General features: G+C 58.4%; 18 protein-coding genes and 1 pseudogene. 5 read left to right on the top strand and 14 right to left on the bottom strand.

What is annotated here, in order from left to right; all coding sequences use genetic code 11:
• Nucleotides 1-105: 105 nt before the first annotated feature.
• Nucleotides 106-1,464 (top strand): hypothetical protein, encoded by a 1,359-nt coding sequence (locus ABMV07_RS03960; RefSeq protein ID WP_374064887.1) that lies wholly within the window; start codon nucleotides 106-108, stop codon nucleotides 1,462-1,464.
• Nucleotides 1,461-2,561 carry a hypothetical protein gene (locus tag ABMV07_RS03955; protein ID WP_196981305.1) on the top strand — a complete coding sequence of 367 codons (1,101 nt, stop codon included), beginning with the start codon at nucleotides 1,461-1,463 and terminating at the stop codon, nucleotides 2,559-2,561. Before ABMV07_RS03960 ends, ABMV07_RS03955 begins: the two co-directional genes overlap by 4 nt.
• On the opposite strand, the gene ABMV07_RS03950 is transcribed toward ABMV07_RS03955, so the two are convergent.
• From ABMV07_RS03950 to ABMV07_RS03885, 14 genes are all read right to left on the bottom strand, one after another.
• On the bottom strand, nucleotides 2,496-2,864 hold the full coding sequence (locus tag ABMV07_RS03950) for a GDP-mannose 4,6-dehydratase (protein ID WP_088267597.1): 369 nt from the start codon (nucleotides 2,862-2,864) through the stop codon (nucleotides 2,496-2,498). The genes ABMV07_RS03955 and ABMV07_RS03950 overlap by 66 nt on opposite strands.
• 73 nt (nucleotides 2,865-2,937) lie before the next feature.
• Nucleotides 2,938-3,714: a sugar phosphate nucleotidyltransferase gene (locus ABMV07_RS03945; RefSeq protein WP_088267598.1), complete on the bottom strand. Its 777-nt coding sequence runs from the start codon at nucleotides 3,712-3,714 to the stop codon at nucleotides 2,938-2,940.
• A gap of 39 nt (nucleotides 3,715-3,753) precedes the next feature.
• On the bottom strand, nucleotides 3,754-5,088 hold the full coding sequence (rfbH, locus tag ABMV07_RS03940) for a lipopolysaccharide biosynthesis protein RfbH (protein ID WP_374064886.1): 1,335 nt from the start codon (nucleotides 5,086-5,088) through the stop codon (nucleotides 3,754-3,756).
• Nucleotides 5,089-5,663: 575 nt separating this feature from the next.
• On the bottom strand, nucleotides 5,664-5,894 hold the full coding sequence (locus ABMV07_RS03935; protein WP_374064885.1) for a hypothetical protein: 231 nt from the start codon (nucleotides 5,892-5,894) through the stop codon (nucleotides 5,664-5,666).
• Nucleotides 5,891-6,835 (bottom strand): Gfo/Idh/MocA family protein, encoded by a 945-nt coding sequence (locus tag ABMV07_RS03930; protein ID WP_374064884.1) that lies wholly within the window; start codon nucleotides 6,833-6,835, stop codon nucleotides 5,891-5,893. Before ABMV07_RS03930 ends, ABMV07_RS03935 begins: the two co-directional genes overlap by 4 nt.
• Nucleotides 6,832-8,127: an NDP-hexose 2,3-dehydratase family protein gene (locus tag ABMV07_RS03925; protein ID WP_374064883.1), complete on the bottom strand. Its 1,296-nt coding sequence runs from the start codon at nucleotides 8,125-8,127 to the stop codon at nucleotides 6,832-6,834. Before ABMV07_RS03925 ends, ABMV07_RS03930 begins: the two co-directional genes overlap by 4 nt.
• A 31-nt stretch (nucleotides 8,128-8,158) precedes the next feature.
• Nucleotides 8,159-9,337, bottom strand: coding sequence for a hypothetical protein (locus ABMV07_RS03920; RefSeq protein ID WP_374064882.1), 1,179 nt, complete (start codon nucleotides 9,335-9,337; stop codon nucleotides 8,159-8,161).
• Nucleotides 9,324-9,794 (bottom strand): nucleoside 2-deoxyribosyltransferase, encoded by a 471-nt coding sequence (locus ABMV07_RS03915; RefSeq protein ID WP_088267603.1) that lies wholly within the window; start codon nucleotides 9,792-9,794, stop codon nucleotides 9,324-9,326. The genes ABMV07_RS03920 and ABMV07_RS03915 overlap by 14 nt, the downstream gene beginning before the upstream one ends.
• A complete protein-coding gene (locus ABMV07_RS03910) occupies nucleotides 9,791-10,237 on the bottom strand; it encodes a hypothetical protein (RefSeq protein ID WP_374064881.1) in 447 nt (148 codons plus the stop codon). The genes ABMV07_RS03915 and ABMV07_RS03910 overlap by 4 nt, the downstream gene beginning before the upstream one ends.
• 143 nt (nucleotides 10,238-10,380) lie before the next feature.
• Nucleotides 10,381-10,515, bottom strand: a complete 135-nt coding sequence (locus ABMV07_RS03905; protein ID WP_374064880.1) for a hypothetical protein — start codon at nucleotides 10,513-10,515, stop codon at nucleotides 10,381-10,383.
• Entirely contained in the window at nucleotides 10,512-11,900 is a 1,389-nt protein-coding gene (locus tag ABMV07_RS03900; protein WP_374065008.1) for a glycosyltransferase family 4 protein, read from the bottom strand. The genes ABMV07_RS03905 and ABMV07_RS03900 overlap by 4 nt, the downstream gene beginning before the upstream one ends.
• A 77-nt stretch (nucleotides 11,901-11,977) precedes the next feature.
• Nucleotides 11,978-13,072, bottom strand: a complete 1,095-nt coding sequence (locus ABMV07_RS03895) for a DegT/DnrJ/EryC1/StrS family aminotransferase (RefSeq protein ID WP_374065007.1) — start codon at nucleotides 13,070-13,072, stop codon at nucleotides 11,978-11,980.
• 20 nt (nucleotides 13,073-13,092) lie between these two features.
• Nucleotides 13,093-13,866 carry a hypothetical protein gene (locus tag ABMV07_RS03890; RefSeq protein WP_196981465.1) on the bottom strand — a complete coding sequence of 258 codons (774 nt, stop codon included), beginning with the start codon at nucleotides 13,864-13,866 and terminating at the stop codon, nucleotides 13,093-13,095.
• Complete coding sequence (locus ABMV07_RS03885) at nucleotides 13,863-14,576, bottom strand: GNAT family N-acetyltransferase (RefSeq protein WP_197691906.1); 714 nt, start codon at nucleotides 14,574-14,576, stop codon at nucleotides 13,863-13,865. The genes ABMV07_RS03890 and ABMV07_RS03885 overlap by 4 nt, the downstream gene beginning before the upstream one ends.
• A gap of 146 nt (nucleotides 14,577-14,722) precedes the next feature.
• Here ABMV07_RS03885 and ABMV07_RS03880 point away from each other — a divergent pair.
• The 3 genes and pseudogenes from ABMV07_RS03880 to ABMV07_RS03870 all read left to right on the top strand — a co-directional run bounded on the left by ABMV07_RS03880 (nucleotide 14,723) and on the right by ABMV07_RS03870 (nucleotide 18,162).
• A pseudogene (locus tag ABMV07_RS03880) lies at nucleotides 14,723-16,388 on the top strand (ABC-F family ATP-binding cassette domain-containing protein).
• 12 nt (nucleotides 16,389-16,400) lie between these two features.
• Nucleotides 16,401-17,000 (top strand): TetR/AcrR family transcriptional regulator, encoded by a 600-nt coding sequence (locus tag ABMV07_RS03875; RefSeq protein ID WP_088267609.1) that lies wholly within the window; start codon nucleotides 16,401-16,403, stop codon nucleotides 16,998-17,000.
• Nucleotides 17,001-17,004: 4 nt separating this feature from the next.
• Nucleotides 17,005-18,162 (top strand): MFS transporter, encoded by a 1,158-nt coding sequence (locus tag ABMV07_RS03870; protein WP_197691907.1) that lies wholly within the window; start codon nucleotides 17,005-17,007, stop codon nucleotides 18,160-18,162.
• Nucleotides 18,163-18,166 lie beyond the last annotated feature (4 nt).

Below are 18,166 nucleotides of genomic sequence, written 5' to 3'. Positions count from 1 at the left end.
GACTATTTAGCTGGGAATTAATACCGGCATCGACCGCCCAAAACGCGCCACTTCATTGGTTACGCTAATCCCACACCCACCGCTTAACCAGACAGGAGATCGAGCATGGCGAGGCGTCAACCCAGCACGAACGAGAACCAACTTTCCCTGTTCGACATGCTGCAGGGCACCGCAGAATCTCAGCCCGAAAGGCGCCTAACCCTCACTCTCACGGACATTGGCGGAGGAGCGGGCATCTTCATCTCGGACGAAGGCAAAGACAGACTCAACGATCATGCTAAAACCCTCGGCAACGAAGAACTCGCAGACGCCTATTTCCAGGCCGTCAGAGACTTCGAGGAAGCTGGGCTGGAGGGAAGCGATCGCAGTCACCTCATTCACAATGCCTACCTTGCAGAACTCTCGCGCCGTCGCCTCGTGCGAACCCAACCCCGGGGGCTCAAACCCATTGCTCCACCCGAAGGCCAGCCCCTCAGTATCGTCCCCTGGGGAACAGGGCCCGAGCAATACCACCTGGCCCGCCTCGAACTCGACCCCACCGGCCCCGTCCAAGCAGTCGTAGCCTCTCTCGCCCAGGACTACCAAACCCTGCTGATCAAGCAGCTAGGCCTGACCCAAGAAGAAGCCCGACACCGGTATGAAGCCGAAAGAGGTGCGATCACCCTATCGCCAGGTGAGATCGATCAACTGACAGAAGAGACTGCCAACCTTGATACCTCAACCGAATCCACTCCCCACCCCGATCCGGTTACTTTTAACCCTCAGAACCGTCTACCCATCCCGCAAGGAGTGCGAGGTCGCGCTGAAGCCAACATCGCTGCAATCGAGCTACTCCGCCAGCTCGAAACTTACCAGCGCTGGGCAACCGCCGACGAACAGCAGGTTCTGGCCGGTTACACCAGCTGGGGCGCAGCGTCGGCCATGTTCAACCGCGCGGACACCTCCTACACTGACCTCCGTGAGCGACTGGCAGCGGTAACGACCCCAGACGAATACCGCCGCATGGAAGAAGCCACCCTAACCGCGTTTTTCACAAGTGACGAGATCATCCGCCCGCTGTGGAGTGCGCTAACCACCGCTGGATACACCGACGGCCCAGTCCTAGAACCCGGGTCCGGCACGGGCAACTTCCTCGCCCACGCGCCACACACAGCCGAAATCGTCGGTGTCAAAATCGACCCCATCACAGCCAGCATTTCCCGACAGCTCTACCCCGATGCCCACATTGTCAACACCGGTTTCGAGCGGTTCCAACCGATAGATGAAAGTTTCGTCGCCGACATAGGCAACGTGCCCTTCGGCGACTTCCGCCTCCACGACCCCAACACAATCCCGAATCCCACTCCATCCACAACCACTTCATCGTCAAATCCCTCAACCTCGTTCAACCTGGTGGATATGTCGCCGTCGTTACCAGCTCTTTCACCTCGGATTCACTCAGTTCAGATGCGCGCCAAGACATGATCGCCCGCGCCGATCTCGTCACTGCTACACGTCTGCCGGCCGGAGCCTTCCGCGATGTCGCTGGAACAGACGTCGGCACCGACATCCTCGTCTTCCGCAAACGCATCGACGGCGAACAGCCCACAGACCGCAGCGCTCGCTTCCTCGAAATCGACCAGATGACGCTCGACGACGGAACCACACTCAAAGTCAACGGTGTGCCCGTCGACAACCCTGCCGCAATCCTGGGCGAGGCCAGCGTGGCACGCAACCGCTGGGGCAAGCCCTACCTCAAGGTCACGGGCACCGGCGATGACCTAGAAACACGTCTAACCGACCACCTCACCCGAGAGATAGAACGAGCCCGCGGAAATCAGCTGGCGCTGGAAGCACGACCAGCCACCACCGCCCAACAGATCACCGAATCCGCCGCAGACCGGGAATCAGTCACCCCCGGCACAATCCGATACATCGACCGCGATGGTAAGACCCAATTCCAGAACTTCGACGCCTCCACTGGAAGATGGGAAGACATCAAACGCACCCCAGGAACAGATGAGGCTGAATGGAAAGCCCTCATCGACCTGCGCGACACCACTACGGCACTGCGCAACGCTTACCGTCATCGTGACGAATCCGTCGACGATCTTCGTAACCAACTCAACGAGCAGTATGACTCTTACGTCTCCTCCTACGAGGCTCTTAACCGGTTCGAACACCCCAAACCCAAACCACCCACGAAGACGCAACAATCCTCCCGCTACAATCAACTCGTCGCTGAATGGCGCGCTGCCAACGGAGAAGGCGCTCCGACTCAACCTCCCACCGACCTTGCCGAACAGCTCCGAGACGACGCCGCGCAACCAATAACACCCGAGACTAAAGTCCTGAAACACATTGGGGCATTGCGCTATGACCTCCATATCTACTCACTTCTGGCGATCGAAGTCTTTGACGAAGACACCCAGAACTTGATTCCAGTTCAAGGCCGTTATGACGGTCGGCACACGGTTTATCGACATATTCCCCAACGGTTCAGCCTAGCAGATGTTTTACTTTTTCAACCGGATACAACTACTACAGACGAAGGTTCCTTCGACGTTCGTTTTGAGGAATGACTTGGCGGCATGGAGGGATCGGTCATTATGTGACTCTGCCGCAAAATTCACGATGATGTCAGCGGAGCTAGCCGCGCTATTCACGAGGTTCTCGTCGCAGATGTCTCCGGCGACGACATCGACCCGCTCGCCGGGCAGGCCTTCGAGGTTAGCCAGGTTGCCCGCGTAAGTGAGTTTGTCAACGACGACGACAGACCAGTTCGTTGTCGAGACAACGTTTCGTACAAAGTTCGCGCCGATGAAGCCAGCACCTCCGGCAACGATGACGGTGTGAGGCTGATCGAGACGAATATCGGTCGTCATATGTGTTCCTTTTCTCGAGGCCCTGCTATGTAGCTAGGCATGGGCAGCGAGCCCTTCGGCTGATGTTCTGTTGCTATCGGTGCGAAGATGATGCGTTCTGGTTGACTGCCTCCCGTCGTGCTGCTGAGGCGTCGAGTAGACGATCAGGCGTTCCCACGTCGAACCAGAGGACCTCCTCACCGAGAGCGATCGCATGCAGTTGGTCCTGATCGAGGTATGTCTGGAGGAGGTCGGAGATCTCGAGTTCGCCACGTGCGCTGTAGCTCAACTCACTGATACGGGACAAGAGCGAAGGGTCGAAGGCGTAAAGTCCCGTACAGACCAGCGACGTGGGTGGGACGGCCGGCTTCTCCACGACCCCGGTTACGAGACCTTCGTCAGTGGTAGTGACGACCCCGAAGTCCTGGGGATGCGGGTGCGGCTGGACAACGGTCCACGCCAGAGCCGTTTCCGGTCGAGCTCGGCGTCCGACCTCAGCCAGCTGGTCCAGACCAGTGATGTACACGCCGTCGCCTACCGTAACGATGTACTGGTCAAAATCTTCCTCGCCGAACTCTGGCATGGCAGTGGCGATAGCACTGGCTAGCCCGTCGGGGGAAGCTTGTACCGCAGTAGCGATCCTGAGATCGGCGAATCCTAGCCACTCGCCGACATCGGCGTATGAAGCCTGGTCAAGCTCATTGCACACAATGACAGTGCGCTCCACATCTAAAGCGCGCATAACCTCCAGAGGGAAGCTGATGACTGGCCTGTCGTAGACAGGCAGAAGATGCTTATTCACCTTCTCGGTGGTTGGGCGCATACGGCTACCGGATCCGCCGGCGAGAATGATGCCTGCTCTGCGAGTCATGATCTGATCCCTTCTGGAATGACCTGCGTAGGTCGTTTACTAACGGCCCTCGGTGATTAGCTTTCGGATGCGTTTACCCATGTAGTGTGTGTCTTCCTGATTCAGCCCCGGGTACACGCCGACCCACAGGCCGTCCCGAGTGATTCTGTTCGCTACAGGAAGGTCCCCGATTGTGCGAGCTCGACGTCCGCGGAGCATGGGCTGTGCAGTAATATTGCCTGCGAACACAACTCGGCTGCCGATCCCAGCCTCCTCGAGTGCTACTTGCAGCTGGCTCCTACTCAGTTTCGCCTGCTCATTGAGGATGAACGCAAAACCAAACCACGATGGGCCAGTGCCCTCAGCGCTAGTGAGCACGTCTATTCTGGGAGTGTCGCTGAGATACTCATTGAGTATCTTCCAGTTTCGATTACGAACTTCGGTGAACGCGTCAGACTTCTGCAGTTGAGACATGAGGACTCGAGCTTGGAGATCCGACATCTTCAGGTTGTAGCCGACTCGTGAGAAGACGTACTTGTGGTCGAACCCTTCGGGAAGCCTCGGCAGTTTTCGACCGAAGCGGCTCATGCACCGATTGTCCTCGCCGGGAGCACACCAGCAGTCTCTCCCCCAATCACGGAGGGAACGGGTAACCGCTGCAACCTGAACTGATTCCGCGCTAACGCACCCGCCCTCACCACTGGTGATGTGATGCGCAGGATAGAAGCTCAGACTTGAAAGATGTCCGAAGGATCCAGTAGGACGCCCCTTGATATCAGCTCCCAGCGCATCACAGTTGTCTTCGACGAACCAAAGGCCATGTGAGCCGGCAAACTCACGCACATGGTCCGCGCGATACGGACTGCCGAGGGTGTGCGCGGACATGACTGCTCGCGTCCGGGGGCTCAATGCATCTTCGAGAGCCTCTAGATCAAGGTTCCCGGTCTTAGGGTCCGCGTCCACGATGACTGGTACGCAGCCATACTGAAGAATCGGTGACACTGTGGTCGGGAACTCGACCGCGCTGGTGATCACCTCTGCCCCCGGTTCAATGTGGCCGTCGAGCGATGGATCGCACAGGGTGGCGAATGCTAGAAGGTTCGCCGAGGACCCGGAATTGCATGCTATCGACGAGCGCATGCCGATCGTCTTCGAGAGCGCGCGCTCGAAGTCGACAACCGCCTGGCCACCAGAGAGTTCAAGGTCAAGAGCTGCTAGGACAGCTTCCGTACGATCTTCGGCATCGAAGCAGGCCCCTGATGGCATCTTGAAGTCCGGACGGTGATGCCGCGTGGTCTGACCTCGGGTCAGCTCGTGGTACTCCGCCGAGAGCTGCTGAATCTGCGTTCGGATCTCCTGAGTCCGGGCGTTACCTGGATTATCGGGCTGTGTCATCGCAACCAATCTCCGTTTCTAATTGAGTGCATGGGTTTCCAGCTAGTGCAGGTTTTGAGCCGGTTTGTGGCGACGAGCTCGTAGTGACCTGTACGCCGTGGTTTGGGGTATCTGTATGGAAGAGGCGACATGGAAAGAACCTGATTCGCCAGATCGCATACGCTGATGGCCTCATCGCCGCCGCAGTTCAGAACGCTGGGTATAGTGCTTGAACTCGATGTCAGAAGGCGCTTGGCGACCCTAAGAACAGCAGAGCTGAAGTCGTCGAGGTGTATGGGGTTTCGTTCCATCGCTAAAACCGATGCGGGAACCGGGAATACATGGTTCTCCTCGAAGGCCATGTCGCGGATCTTGCCGAGCAGACTATGCGGACTCACCGAACGCGACAGTATGAGGCCCGAGCGCAATGAGACCGCGCCCTGGGGAGCCTTTGAAACAATCCGATTCCACGAACGTACCTTTGCTTTGGCATACGCTGTCTGTGGCCGCAGGGCGGCCTCCTCATCGAGAAATGTGGGCCTCGTGCGTGCCCCGTACTCGGCACTGGAGCCGATATGGAGGATTGGGCACTGGGATCAGCGGGCGTTGTGGATCGCTGCTTCCGCGGACGACATGATGGCATGCTCGACATTCTCGGCGTCACCCCAGATTCGTCCACCTGCATTGACAACGAGGTCGAGATCCGCCCTTGCGGGTCGACCGGCGTCTGCTGACGTTACGCCCTCGATTTGGAAGCTCGCGGGTGCCGCCGTGTGTATGGCCCGTCCGACGAGACCCTGGTGCCCAACGATGAGGATGCGGATCATGCTCCTTCGTTTCCTTCCACGATCACGTTCTCTAGGATGCTGATTCGTTCATGAATGCTGTCGACGCCCACGATTCCCATCTCACGGTTTCCAATGGAGCGAAGAGCATTGGTGATGCACAAATGGGTCGCGTTTGCTGGCGCAAACACATGGCTGACTGGACCCTCGCTCCTCGACGCGCTGATCGTCGTCAGGACCGTCTGCTCGTTGATGGGCGGTGAGAAGGCACGCTGCAGATCCATCCGAAAGGTCGTACCTGCGACAACGAACTCGTTTTGGTAGGCATCGCCGATCGCCCAACGAGCATGGCTGTGCGTCTGACTTACCGTGCCCACCTGGCCGGAGAGACGCGATATCCGGATTGAGCCAGCCGGCGGTTGAAGTTGGCTCATCGGCAGACCCGCGCGGAGTAGCGCGTCGATAACATAGGTCCCCAGGTCTGCGACTATGCCGCCGTGCTCAGGACGGTACCTGAAATCAGATTTTGTGCGATGCGGTATGCAGAACGCCGCCCGAAGTGTGAGTTCTTCCTTCTGCCGCTGTGCGCGAAGTATTTCCATGGCCCGGTTCCATCGCGGGTGAAAATGATAGCTCAAGCACTCCGCCACCACGAGGTTGTGGCGATGAGCGGCGCTATCAATTTCGGCCAACTCGTCGGTGCGCAAGCAAATGGGCTTCTCGACCAGCACATGTTTCCCGTGGGTGAGGGCGGCGAGAGCGTCGCGATAGTGATCTCCGGTGGCGCTGGAGATGTATACGGTTGTGATTCTCGGGTCGTGAAGTATTTCTTCGCGAGGCTTCCCCATGATTCCCGGTTCGTGGGACGCCGAGAGGTAATCGCTGCCAACTAGAAGTGGCTCGTTCGCTGAGTGGTTGTAGCTTCGGAGCAGGGGTGCTGTCCGTCGCTTGAGGTAGTCCGAGTAACCGATGGCCCCGATCATTTGTGATCACCTCCTGTGGGCGCGATCGCGGCGATGAGCATGGCTATACAGGTTCTGGCTTCGACGCTGAGACAGTCGCCATCAGCGATGAGCGCGTCAGCTACGTCCAGGTGTGTCCACTGCCACTGGTCGGTGGTAGTACGGAGTTCAGTGCGGCCCAGCAGAACAACCTGATACTGCGTTTGTGCATGGTAGAAGCGACCGCCCTCTTCGGCGTGATCGACGGAGACTACCTTGTCGGCCGTACTGACCAGCTCATGCAGGCAGTCCTCCGAGAGGTTGCCTCCGTCGCCATGTGTCTGATGATGACGCTGGATTGTGGCTTCGAGCGTGCTTCCACGAGTAGAGCCGAGACGCCGACGAGGGATAAGTGCAACCTCCCAACTTCGACCGGTCTCGTCTCTCCGGGCGACGAGAGTGCATTGTGCTTTCGATCCCGGCGAGAGAAAGGGTTGATCCCACTCAGCGACTTCTCGAGTCTCAACTCGTACACGTCGCCCGACAATAGTGGCTGAGTTTGAGCAGGGCCCAACTAGTGACGAGTTATAGGTCCAGCCGGGGAGTTCTAGAAGTGAACGCGACTGAGTGGACCTGGGTTTCCCCAGACGTGAACGAATCGATTCAGCAGCCGAACGAATTTGCTGTGAGGTAAGGACCCGTCCGAGCGTGTTGTCAACCGCAATCATGGAGAGGATGGACCTGAGATCCATGTTGAGCAGATTGTCTACGAGTAACCCTTGGAGCAGAACCCTCACTGGCACCCAATAGGAATCGGGGATAAGTCGGTTCAAGGGTTCAGCGTCATCTGAAGGAAGCATGATGACCCGGTTTCTGTTGACCTTCCCAAGGAACCATGCTTCTTGCTCTCGTTGAATAGCATCAGCGAGGGTAGGGTGTCGGTCCGAGAAGGCGATGTCTTGTCCGGGAACTGCGCTTCCTCCGTGAGCTCCTTCGTAATTGCTTTTGGTCGCTTGGAAACTCGGTGCGACCTCGATTCCTTCTGGCGTTCCAGTCTCGAACTTGAACGCGATTAACCCATATGGCTCGTTGTTGATCTCGGTTAGGAAGAGGCACAACATGCCGATTTCTGGCTGATCGAGCATTGGATGCTCGTGCGGACCGGCTGTCAGATACTCAGGGGCTGTGTTCGCGCCGATGACCCGGAAGAACCGTCCCGACTCATGTTCCAGCGCTCCGTCAGCAGATAGCCGCCACTTTCGAAGGTCGCCCAAGGCGGCCAGCAGCCCAGAGGCGTTTGTCACGGCGCGCTGGCGAGCGCATTGGGAATGCAAGTGGCCGAGAGTTTTGATGCATCGCATTGGACTACACCGTCCGTGTGATTTCTCGACGAATGTGCTGCGCGGCCTGCTGTGCGCCGCGATCGCCCGTGAGGCCAGCGAACCTTCGGCGGGTGGCGAGGGGCACCGCCAGTGCCTCGCCAATGGCTTGAGACAAGCCCTCGTAGAAGACATCGTTTTCCCAGGACAGCATGCCGGTAAAGGCATTGAGGGAGCTGTAACAGTATGAGTTGGCGATCGACTCGCCCTCCAGGCGGAGGCTTTCCAAGTGCTCGGGGTCGATGATGCCGGGCGGCCAGGAGATGGAGGCTTGGTCGCCTTGCACACTGGTGAAGCCTGCGGTCTGAACGAATCCGGCGACGTTCTGGGGTGGGAGCCGGACGAAGGGACGGCCAGAAGCGCTCACCTCGAGGAGAGTCATGAGACCTGGTTGGCCGAGGATGAGGTCGGCTGCATCGACCAGTGAGCCGAATTCGGCTGTGCTGACATAACCCACCTGCCCCTCGATCCCATGGGCGGTGCAGATCTGGGTAATGGCATCCGCAGCTACCGGGGAGAGGTTTCCAACGACTCTCAGGCGCCGGTGTCCGTGGGCTTGGACGGCGTGAACGACTGATGACGTGACCGCCCACACATAGCCGTCCCGGTCGTTCTGCTGGGGGCTGATGAGCCCACCGAGTATGAGCAGCGCGTACCCTTCATGGCTTTTGCCGTGCCGTGTAGGCTCCCGGCGATTTCGATGTGGGTCGATGATCGCTTCGATGGAGACTGCGCTGGAGGGCAGTATGTCGGAAGCATCGCCCAGGCCGGCGACGTCCTGAAAGAGATACTGGTCGACGTCATACGGCACCCACTCCCGTTGCTCCTCGCCCCACAGGAACGGGAGGAGATCCACGAACACAGTACGGATCCCCGACTTGACTGCAGCTTTAGCCGTGTCGGAGTCCAGAACCGATAGGTGGAGGTCCGGGCGTTGCCCTGCGGCGATCATTGCATCGAGGGTCTCCGCATCGGACGTTGTGACTTCAGACGACAGGATGTTCTTGCCGAGCTGTGATCCGATGACTCCAATCCGGGTGTCGTTCCACCACTCCAGGTACGAGGTGAGGATTGAGCCCAGGGCTCCGCTGCCGCCCCAGCCGAAATCTACGCTGGAGACGGTGAGATGGTAGCCATCGTTCGTAGTCGATTCACACTTCTTCATCAACAGTGTCTCCTGGTAGATGCACCTGCAGCTGCTCGAACAATTCCTGGTCTGTGGGTGTCGATTCTTCGAGATCCGCAGCGATGTAGTGGACCTCAGAGACACGGTGGAGTCCGGAGATCATCGTCGAGGAGTGGGCGTGCTTGGCGACCACGATGATCGGGATTCCCAGGGCAGACGCCCATCCCAATTCAATGCAAACTCCCAAAGATGGGTCGGCTCCGAGCACAGCAATGATCACGTCGCTGGAGGAAAGCTCGTGATAGTCGATGGGGACGTAGTCTTCTGGCGGCAGTGGTGCGTGACCCCATTCCTCATTTCGCTGACAAGCGAAGATGGAGTGGCCGGCCGCTTCGATACGGCGATGGAGTTGTTCAAGGCGTCCGCGATACCCCAGGTCAAAGGTTCCTGCGGCATCCAGTTTGGACCCGAATGGAGCAGCGACGAATATCTTCATGGTTTCTCCTTCTTTGTTGCCTGGATGAGCCCCTGGCCGGTGAGTGGATTCGCGTGTTCGCCGGTGGTGTAGTGGTGATAGGTGACGTGGTTGATGTGGAATCCGGCTTTGGACAGCAGGAGGCGGTATTCACGGGGAGATCCGAGGTAGACCGGAGTCGAGATTGACTCTCCGTTGATGGACTTGGTGGCGGTGAATGTCGAGTGCGGTCGACGTATCAGGTCCCTAAGGATGTTCGTGCCAGCCCGACGCATGCCATATGCGCGCGTGTTCCACCGATTGTTGAAATCAAGCAAGAGCGTGCCGTTGTCGGCCAGGAGCGGGCGAATAGCAGCGAGCTGTTCGAGACGCGATTCTTTCGGGTGGACGTGACCTAGTACGTTTCCAAGGAGCGTAATGACCGCGAACGTTTGGCCGGGAGGGAAGGGCGTCTGTTTTGTCATTCCCCACTGGGGCACACGTTCCTGAGGCAGGTTTCGTTTTGCCGCCTAGACCATCCCAGCGCTGCTATCACAGAGGGTAACCTCCTGAGGCCGGTTGCGGAGAGCGTCAAGAAGTGAGGCGGCGCGAAGTCCGTCCCCTGTTCCTATGTCCAGCCAGCTTTTGCCCCGTCGATGTGGTGGGTGGCTGCACGGTCCACGGCGGCAAGGTAGCGTCTGCTGACACCGTTGAAGGAAGCGTAGTCGCTGCTGAGCTGGTCGTAGAACTCATCAGATTTCACGATGCGTCGACCTCCTCTCGTACTGATTCTGCGTAGACGGATAGTGCTGATGCATCGATTCGTCCCCATTCCGCGGCCTCTGCGAGGAGCCCTTCGACGACTTCGTCTCCGTATTCGTCTCGCAGCTGACGTAGTGCATGAGCCTCGAATTCTGGCCAGTCTTTCCGGCCGAATATTTCGGCGCGTGTGTACCACCAACGGTTCGCGGGGGCGCCGAGTCCGTCCAGGTCCGCCGGTCGTGCAGTCAGTTTGTGCTGCCCTGAATGAAGCTGGGCCCCGTCCGTGCCGCGGAAGATGTCCCACAGGTCTGCTGTGAGTTTTGACCATGGTTCGAATTCTCGGCTTCGGGCCACCGGCTCGAGGCTGCGATAGACGTCGACGTACCCTTCCACGAGGTGCCGGGTCTCGAAGACCTCGGCATGTTGACGTCCGTAGGTGATCAGTGACGTGCGTAGAGCAGAGTCGGTCAGGCACCGTCTGATTCCTTCGGCCAGTGGAGCAGGGCTCGTGTCATCGATGAAGTACGCCCCTTTGTCGCCACCAAGGTACTCGGTGATGCCTCCGACGCGGGTCGCCAGGACGGGCGTGCCGGCTGCCTGGGCCTCGACGTTGACTAAACCGCCTCCTTCTGCGCGCGAGACGACTGTTGTAAGGGCTGCGCCTTTCATGAGGCTCGCGGCCTGTTGAATGTCGACCTCGCCCAGAAAGTGCACGCGTTCTTCAAGCCCGAGGTCTCGGGTCAAACGCCGTAGTGTGCCGGCTTGTTGCCCATCTCCAACTACGAGGAGGTCAACATCGTGGTCCTTAATCGCAGGTTCGGCGAAGGCTCGAATGACATGATCGACCTGTTTCGAGTCCTCCAGTCGCCTCAACGAGAGGACATAGGGTCGTGGCCAAGGGATGGGCGTGGCCTCCGCGAAGAGTTGAGTATCGATGCCGACGCGCATGACCGGGATATCGCCGAGCTCTGGGAACTCGAGCCGGACGAGGCGAGTCAGGTCGTTTGAGGCGGCATTGACCTGATCGGCCTGGAGCATGGCGTTGCGGATCAGGTGCTTGCCGCTCGTCCAGACTTTCCCGGGTTCCGGATCGTCAGGGTCCGGAACATCCCACCCACCTACCGTCATGACGACAGGCACTCCGAGCCACCGCGCCGCCAGCAACGCGAAGAACGGCAGAGGGCGTCGTAGACCGATCACGTGGATTGCATCTGGCTGCACTTCTCGAACGATCTGTTTTACATCGTGAGCCATACGCTCAAGCTCGTCAGGCAGTATTGCAGAATCCACACGATGGACGGTGACACCGTTGATGTCTTCCGTGTCAGGCAGGCCCTGGGGCCAACGCTTAGTCAGAACGTGAATTTCATGCCCTCGCGACGTCATATACGGTGCCGCTTGGTCAATCGGGTCTTGGCATCCCCCGGTCAAAGGCAGGTAGATACTGAAGACATACAATATTTTCATGAGGCGGTGGCTCCAATCAGATGATCCGCGACGTAGTCGACATCGTCATCACTCATCGCGTCGTGAATGGGGAGGCTGATGACCTCCTTGGAAAACTTGCGCGCCTTGGGGACCGCGCCGCTTAGTCCGATGCGGAACGAGTCGAGTGATTTGAAGTAGATCTCCGTTTGAACACCGGCCTCTGCCAGCTGTCGCCGGACGTGGTCGCGCACATGCTCTTCCACCCTCACCGAGAACGCGAACGCTCCCGTCCTGTCGGTTGCCCGGCGCGGCATGACCGGCCATATATCGGGAGAAGAGACCGATCGGGTGTAGCGGGCGATGATATCTCGACGCCGCGCGATCCGCTGTGGTAGCACTGCCAGCTGACTGCGGCCAAGGACGGCTGCCATGTCATTCATGTTGTACTTGAAACCTAGCTCTTCGATCTCGTACGGGCTGAACCAGTCAGCTTGAGAAGAGTCGATACCTAGACGCCGTAACCGTCGCGCTCGATCTGCCATCTCCTCAGTGGGAAAAGTCACGCACCCGCCTTCCCCGATTGGAACGACCTTGGTCGCGTGAAAGGAGTAGGCCCGGATGTTGTTGTACTTCCCCAGCGGCAGTCCCTGATGAACTGCTCCGATCGCGTGAGCGCAGTCCTCAATGATCGTGAGCCGGTACTCGGCGGCAATCATGTTGAGCTCGGCCAGCTCACAAGGGATGCCGGAATAGTGGACCGGGATAACAGCGCTGATGTCATTCCGGTTCCGAAGAAGCTCTCTGACGTGACTGGTGTCGATGTTTCCGGTACTAACATCGATGTCGGCGAGGACGACATGGCACCCGTGCTGCACGACGACGGCCGCGGTAGAAATGAAGGTGTTGGCAGGCACGATGACGGAGGTGCCCGGCGAGACGCCGCTGACATGAAGGGCCAGGTGCAGGGCTGCGGTGCCGCTGTTGACTCCTACAACATGGCCTCCTACTTCTGGGAGTGCTGACAGTTCTTGTTCGAACGCGGCAGTCTCCGGGCCGAGACCGAACCATCCTCGATCAAGGATTGTTTTCAGACGAGGTAAGGCGTCAGCTGGAACCTGCGGTCGATACATCTTGACCTGGCGCATCGTTATCACCTCAATTCCGTGTACTTCTTGGTCGTGCCACGGGACTTATCCACGGGGTACTTCTCCTTGACCCGCATCAGCTTTTGGAACGCGGCGTCAAGAAGATCAATGTCGATGTGCCAAGAGAGCCGAAGGAGATAATTATAGACATCTACCATTTCCGCGCCGATGCTGTGTTGGTCCAGGTCGCGTGTGGGGGTCTTCGACGTCCACTGGAGTTCCTCGGCTAGTTCACCGACCTCCGCCATCAGCGAGATCAGCAGTTCCTGCGGTGTTTCGAACGAATCCCACTCACGTGCCGAGATCATGTCCTGCAGTTCTGCGTGGTAGTCGGACCACGTTTTGTGAGTGGCGAAGGAACTCGGAGATTGCACAGATGGGACGACACGAGCGGGAGCTGTGCTCCATTGGGCAGCGACTTGAGATGTGTCATCGAGACCGGGGATCAGTGCGTCGAGCCGCCACTGGTGTGCTTGAAAGACGCGGGAGGCGTCCGGATCGACTGGCATATGCACATAGATCCGTCCGGCTGTCTCCTGGAACTCCTCCGTCCGAGACAGTCCGGTCAAGAGTTTGTAGAGCACGTCGGTATCTGTCCAAGCAATCGTGGATAGCTTGGTTGACCCACCCTTCTTCTTGGTCAGGATGATTCCGCCGAGTTCCCGGCCATCGGGAGAGGACGCGATATAGGCCGTCTTGGCCTTAGCGTTGACTGGATCTGGCTCGGCCCGAAGGGGACCATAGGTGACCTTGGTCGCTGCCGGAAGTGGCTGGTTCACGTGCGCGGAATGGGCGAGCTCCGTAAACTTTCGTCACTGTGCGGAATCCTGGACACGAACCAAGTTGAACGGATCGTCGCTTTTACGCCTGAACGCAATCGTGGTCGCTGCAAGATCAGTTCCGTCTTCCCGCGACGGTACTGATCCGGTGCCGTCCCGACTTGTACGAACCCCTGTCGAAAGAAGAAGGTTCGGGCGTTGAGGTTGTCTTCGCTAACCGTGCAGTAGAGAAGACGGATGTCATGGGGAGCCGCGTTCAATAGTGCCTCTCCTATGCCACGGCGCCTAGCTGACGGGTCGACGATCAGTGGGCTGATCTTGGCAGTGCCGTGACGCTTGACCGCGAGGTTGATGTAGCCGACCGGGCGGCCTCCAGGCTCTTGTCTGGCGACATATCCCAGTTGGGCGAGAGAGTTGAAGCCGTTGGCGTCTTGTCCATTTGCGCGGTGGGCGTTGATCAGGCGAGTGAGATGCGCGTCGTGATCGCCGTCGTAGTGAGGTTCCAGAGTGCTGACGAACAGGCCACGGAGAGCGTCAAAGTCACTCTCCTGAGGCTGTTCGACGATGAAGTCATCGGTCATGACCTTGCCACCTTCCTGCGCTGACCGGTAGGCGACTGCGGTGCTGACGAGCCACCGCTCAGCGCTTCTATGTGTTGTACTCGGACCGAAGCTATCACAGGCGTGATATATGACACGAGTGTGACACACCATACCGCCTAGACCCAAGTCATCGCCACCCTGCCCCGTGGCTACGACCTTGGCGCGGGGGATCGGCTCGGCCGACGCTCGGGCTCAACGCCGCCACCAAGGCCTGGGTTCCATCATTTATCACGACCGTGATACAGTGGTCACCCATGAGCTACCTCGAAGCACAGGCGGTGAGCTACACGCTGGCCGACGGCCGGCCCCTGCTCCGCGACGTCTCGTTCCGTGTCGGCCCTCGGGAGAGGGTGGCGGTGATTGGAGCGAATGGAGCAGGCAAAACGACACTGTTACGCATCATTACAGGCGAGATCACTCCCGAGGCGGGGGCAGTCTCCCGCAAGGGGTCGATTGGAGTGATGCGCCAGTTCGTCGATTCCGGGACGGTCCAAGAATTGCTACTGTCGGTGGCTCCTCCGCCCTTGCAGGAAGCCGCTGCAGAATTACGCCGTGCCGAACAAGCGGTTGCCGCTACAGACGATACTGATCGGCAGATGGAATACGCATCCGCTCTGGCTTCTTGGGGCGAGAAGGGCGGTTACGATCTAGAAGTTCTTTGGGATGCGTGCGCCACAGATTCCCTGGGCTTGCCATTCGAGAAGTGTCGGGACCGTCCGGTGACGACGTTATCGGGCGGTGAGCAGAAGCGCCTCATACTTAACGCGCTTCTTCGTGGCCCTGATGAGATTCTTCTTCTCGATGAACCAGATAACTTTCTCGACGTCCCAGGCAAACGCTGGCTTGAAAACCAGCTGGTTGAATGTAATAAGAGCGTGCTCTATATCAGCCATGACCGCGAACTTCTCGCAAACACCGCCACGAGTATCGTCACTCTCGAGCTGGGCAGTGCAGGTAATACCGCATGGGTTCACTCTGGTGGCTTCAGCGGATATCAGAAGGCACGCACGCAGCGGTTTGAAAGGCTGGACGAACTGCGACGCCGATGGGATGACGAGCACGCAAAGTTGCGTTCGCTTGTTCAGATGTATAAGCAGAAGGCGGCCTATAACTCAGATATGACCTCGCGGTACAGGGCGGCGCAGACTCGGTTGGCCAGGTTCGAACAGGCTGGTCCGCCTGAGGCGCAACCACGGGAGCAAAAACTTGCGATACGTCTACATGGAGGCAGGACGGGCAAGAAGGCTCTGACTTGTGACCAACTCGAACTCACCGGACTCGTCCGGCCCTTCGACTTCCAAGCTTGGTACGGTGACCGCATTGCCGTTCTCGGCGGGAACGGATCTGGAAAGTCGCACTTCCTTCGCCTGCTGGCAGCCGGCGGCGATGACCCCACCCCTGAACACGAACCTGTAGCCGATATGCACATTGATCCAGTGACGCACGACGGTACCGCGCGTCTAGGCGCCCGAGTCCGTCCGGGTTGGTTCGCTCAAACACATGGACGCCCCGACCTTCGCGGCCGTAGTCTGCTCTCGATACTGCATCGTGGTAACGAGCACCGACGTGGAATGCCGCGTGAAGAGTCATCCCGAGTGCTAGCTCGTTACGAGCTCGCCCATTCCGCCGAGCAGAACTTCGATTCCCTGTCTGGGGGGGCAACAAGCTCGCTTCCAGATCCTTTTGCTCGAACTTGGCGGTGCGACAATGTTGCTTCTCGACGAGCCGACTGACAATCTCGACTTGGAGTCAGCGGAGGCCCTCCAACGAGCGCTCGGAGCCTATGACGGGACAGTTCTTGCCGTGACCCACGACCGTTGGTTTGCCCGAGATTTCGATCGCTTCTTGGTATTCACCAAGGACGGACAGACGTACGAAACCGACCATCCTGTATGGGACGAATCTGTCAAAAGAAAATGAGGATGAAAACACATGCCTGCACGCATAGACGCAGAGGAACGTCGCCAGTATGTCATCGATGCTGCATTTCGTTTGATCGTAGCAGAGGGCCTTGAAGGACTTACCTTAAGGAAGGTGGCTGCTGAAGCGGACCTCAATATAGGTTCGGTACGGCACTTTTTTGATGGACATGAAGACCTACTGACCGCTGCAGCTCACGAAGCCGGTAACCGAATGGGACAGCGACTCATGCACCATCCGGTCGAGCAATTAAGGGGCCTCGACGGCGAAGAGGCACTAACTGCTTTGCAAGATCTTCTGGAACAAGTTCTCCCTGTCGATGAGGCGCGGAGGATGGAAGCCATCGTAGTCCTTGAGCTAATACGTGCCTCAAGAACACAGACGGTATTTGCATCGTCCGCTGCACAGATGGCGAGCGATCTCCATGACGTTATTGCTGCGGCACTAGCTTGCCTCGAAGTGCCCAACCCAAGCGCGGCAGCCCGGCAGGTCTCGGCCCTTGTTGGTGGGCTGACACTTGACACCGTCACACCTCATGGGGCCCTCACAGTGTATCAACTGCGTTCGACTCTACGAGATGCGTTGCGTAATCTTCTTAGTATAGAAAGGTAGCCTGATGCCTGCATGGCTCCTCGCCCTGCTCGCCGCAGGATTCGTACTATATACGGATGACTATGTCATCGCCGGAATTCTACCGGAACTCGCCGCTGATCTGGGGGTGAGTGAATCTCATGCGGGACAGCTCATTACCGCATTTTCGCTGACCGTAGCCATAGTGGCGCCTTTGGCTGCAGTCGTCCTGGCAAAAATTCCACGGCGACAATTATTTACCGTCGGTCTATGCTTGTTCATTCTCGCAAATGGTCTGGCTGTAATCGTGCCGTCATACCCCCTCCTTCTGGTGTTGAGGGTGGTAGCCGCTGTGGCTGCAGCTTGGATGACTCCTGCCGTCTTCGCCTTCGCCGCGGAGCGGGCTCCTGCGGATAAGACCGGCCGCTATATCGCTATTGTATCCCTGGCGGTGACCGGTTCTATTGCTGCGGGTGTCCCGATCGGGACGTGGATCGGCGGACATCTTGGATGGCGTGCATGCTTTGCCACCATGGCCGTCGCAGGACTGATAGTCCTTCTTGCACTCTTGCCTACGCTACCGCGTGAAGATGGCGAACGGGAGGTGCCACTCCTCCGGGATCAGCTCCGGACGCTAAGTGCCGGACCTATCTCGTTCGGCTTGCTTGCGAACTGTGCACTGATGACTGGGTCCATGATGATGTTGACCTATCTTGCCCCCTATCTCGATGCCACGAGCTCAGCTGGAGTTGATGAACGGGCATTTGCATTTAGCCTGTCGGGTATAGCTGGCATCCTCGGGATTTGGTTGGGTGGTATCGCAACTGACAGATGGGGCGCTGACCGAACCCTGAGTGTCGGAATCGGCGGCATTATCTTCACGATGGTCATCTTGTGGCTTATATGGATGGGGAGGCCGACGCCGATTCCTGCGGTTATCTGCGTTGTGACAGTTTGGGGCGGTTTGGCGTTCTGGAATTCTCCAGCCATCCAAGCTCGCTTGTACATGTTGGCCGGGCCAGTAGCACCCCAGGCTCTAGCACTGAACACGTCGGGAGCCTATCTCGGTGTATCAATCGGGGCCGCTGTTGGAGGTATTGCGCTTACAACTGGTGGCGCCGGAGCTTTGCCTTTGACGGCAGCGAGCTTTGGGCTGATTGCATTGATCTTGATAGCGATTGCACGTTACCTTGAGGTGGCCTAAGAAT

The organism is Corynebacterium belfantii (assembly GCF_041898185.1).
Lineage (GTDB): Bacteria > Actinomycetota > Actinomycetes > Mycobacteriales > Mycobacteriaceae > Corynebacterium > Corynebacterium belfantii.
The sequence above is the reverse complement of the archived record's forward strand: the minus strand, read 5'-3'. Positions and strand labels throughout refer to the sequence as shown.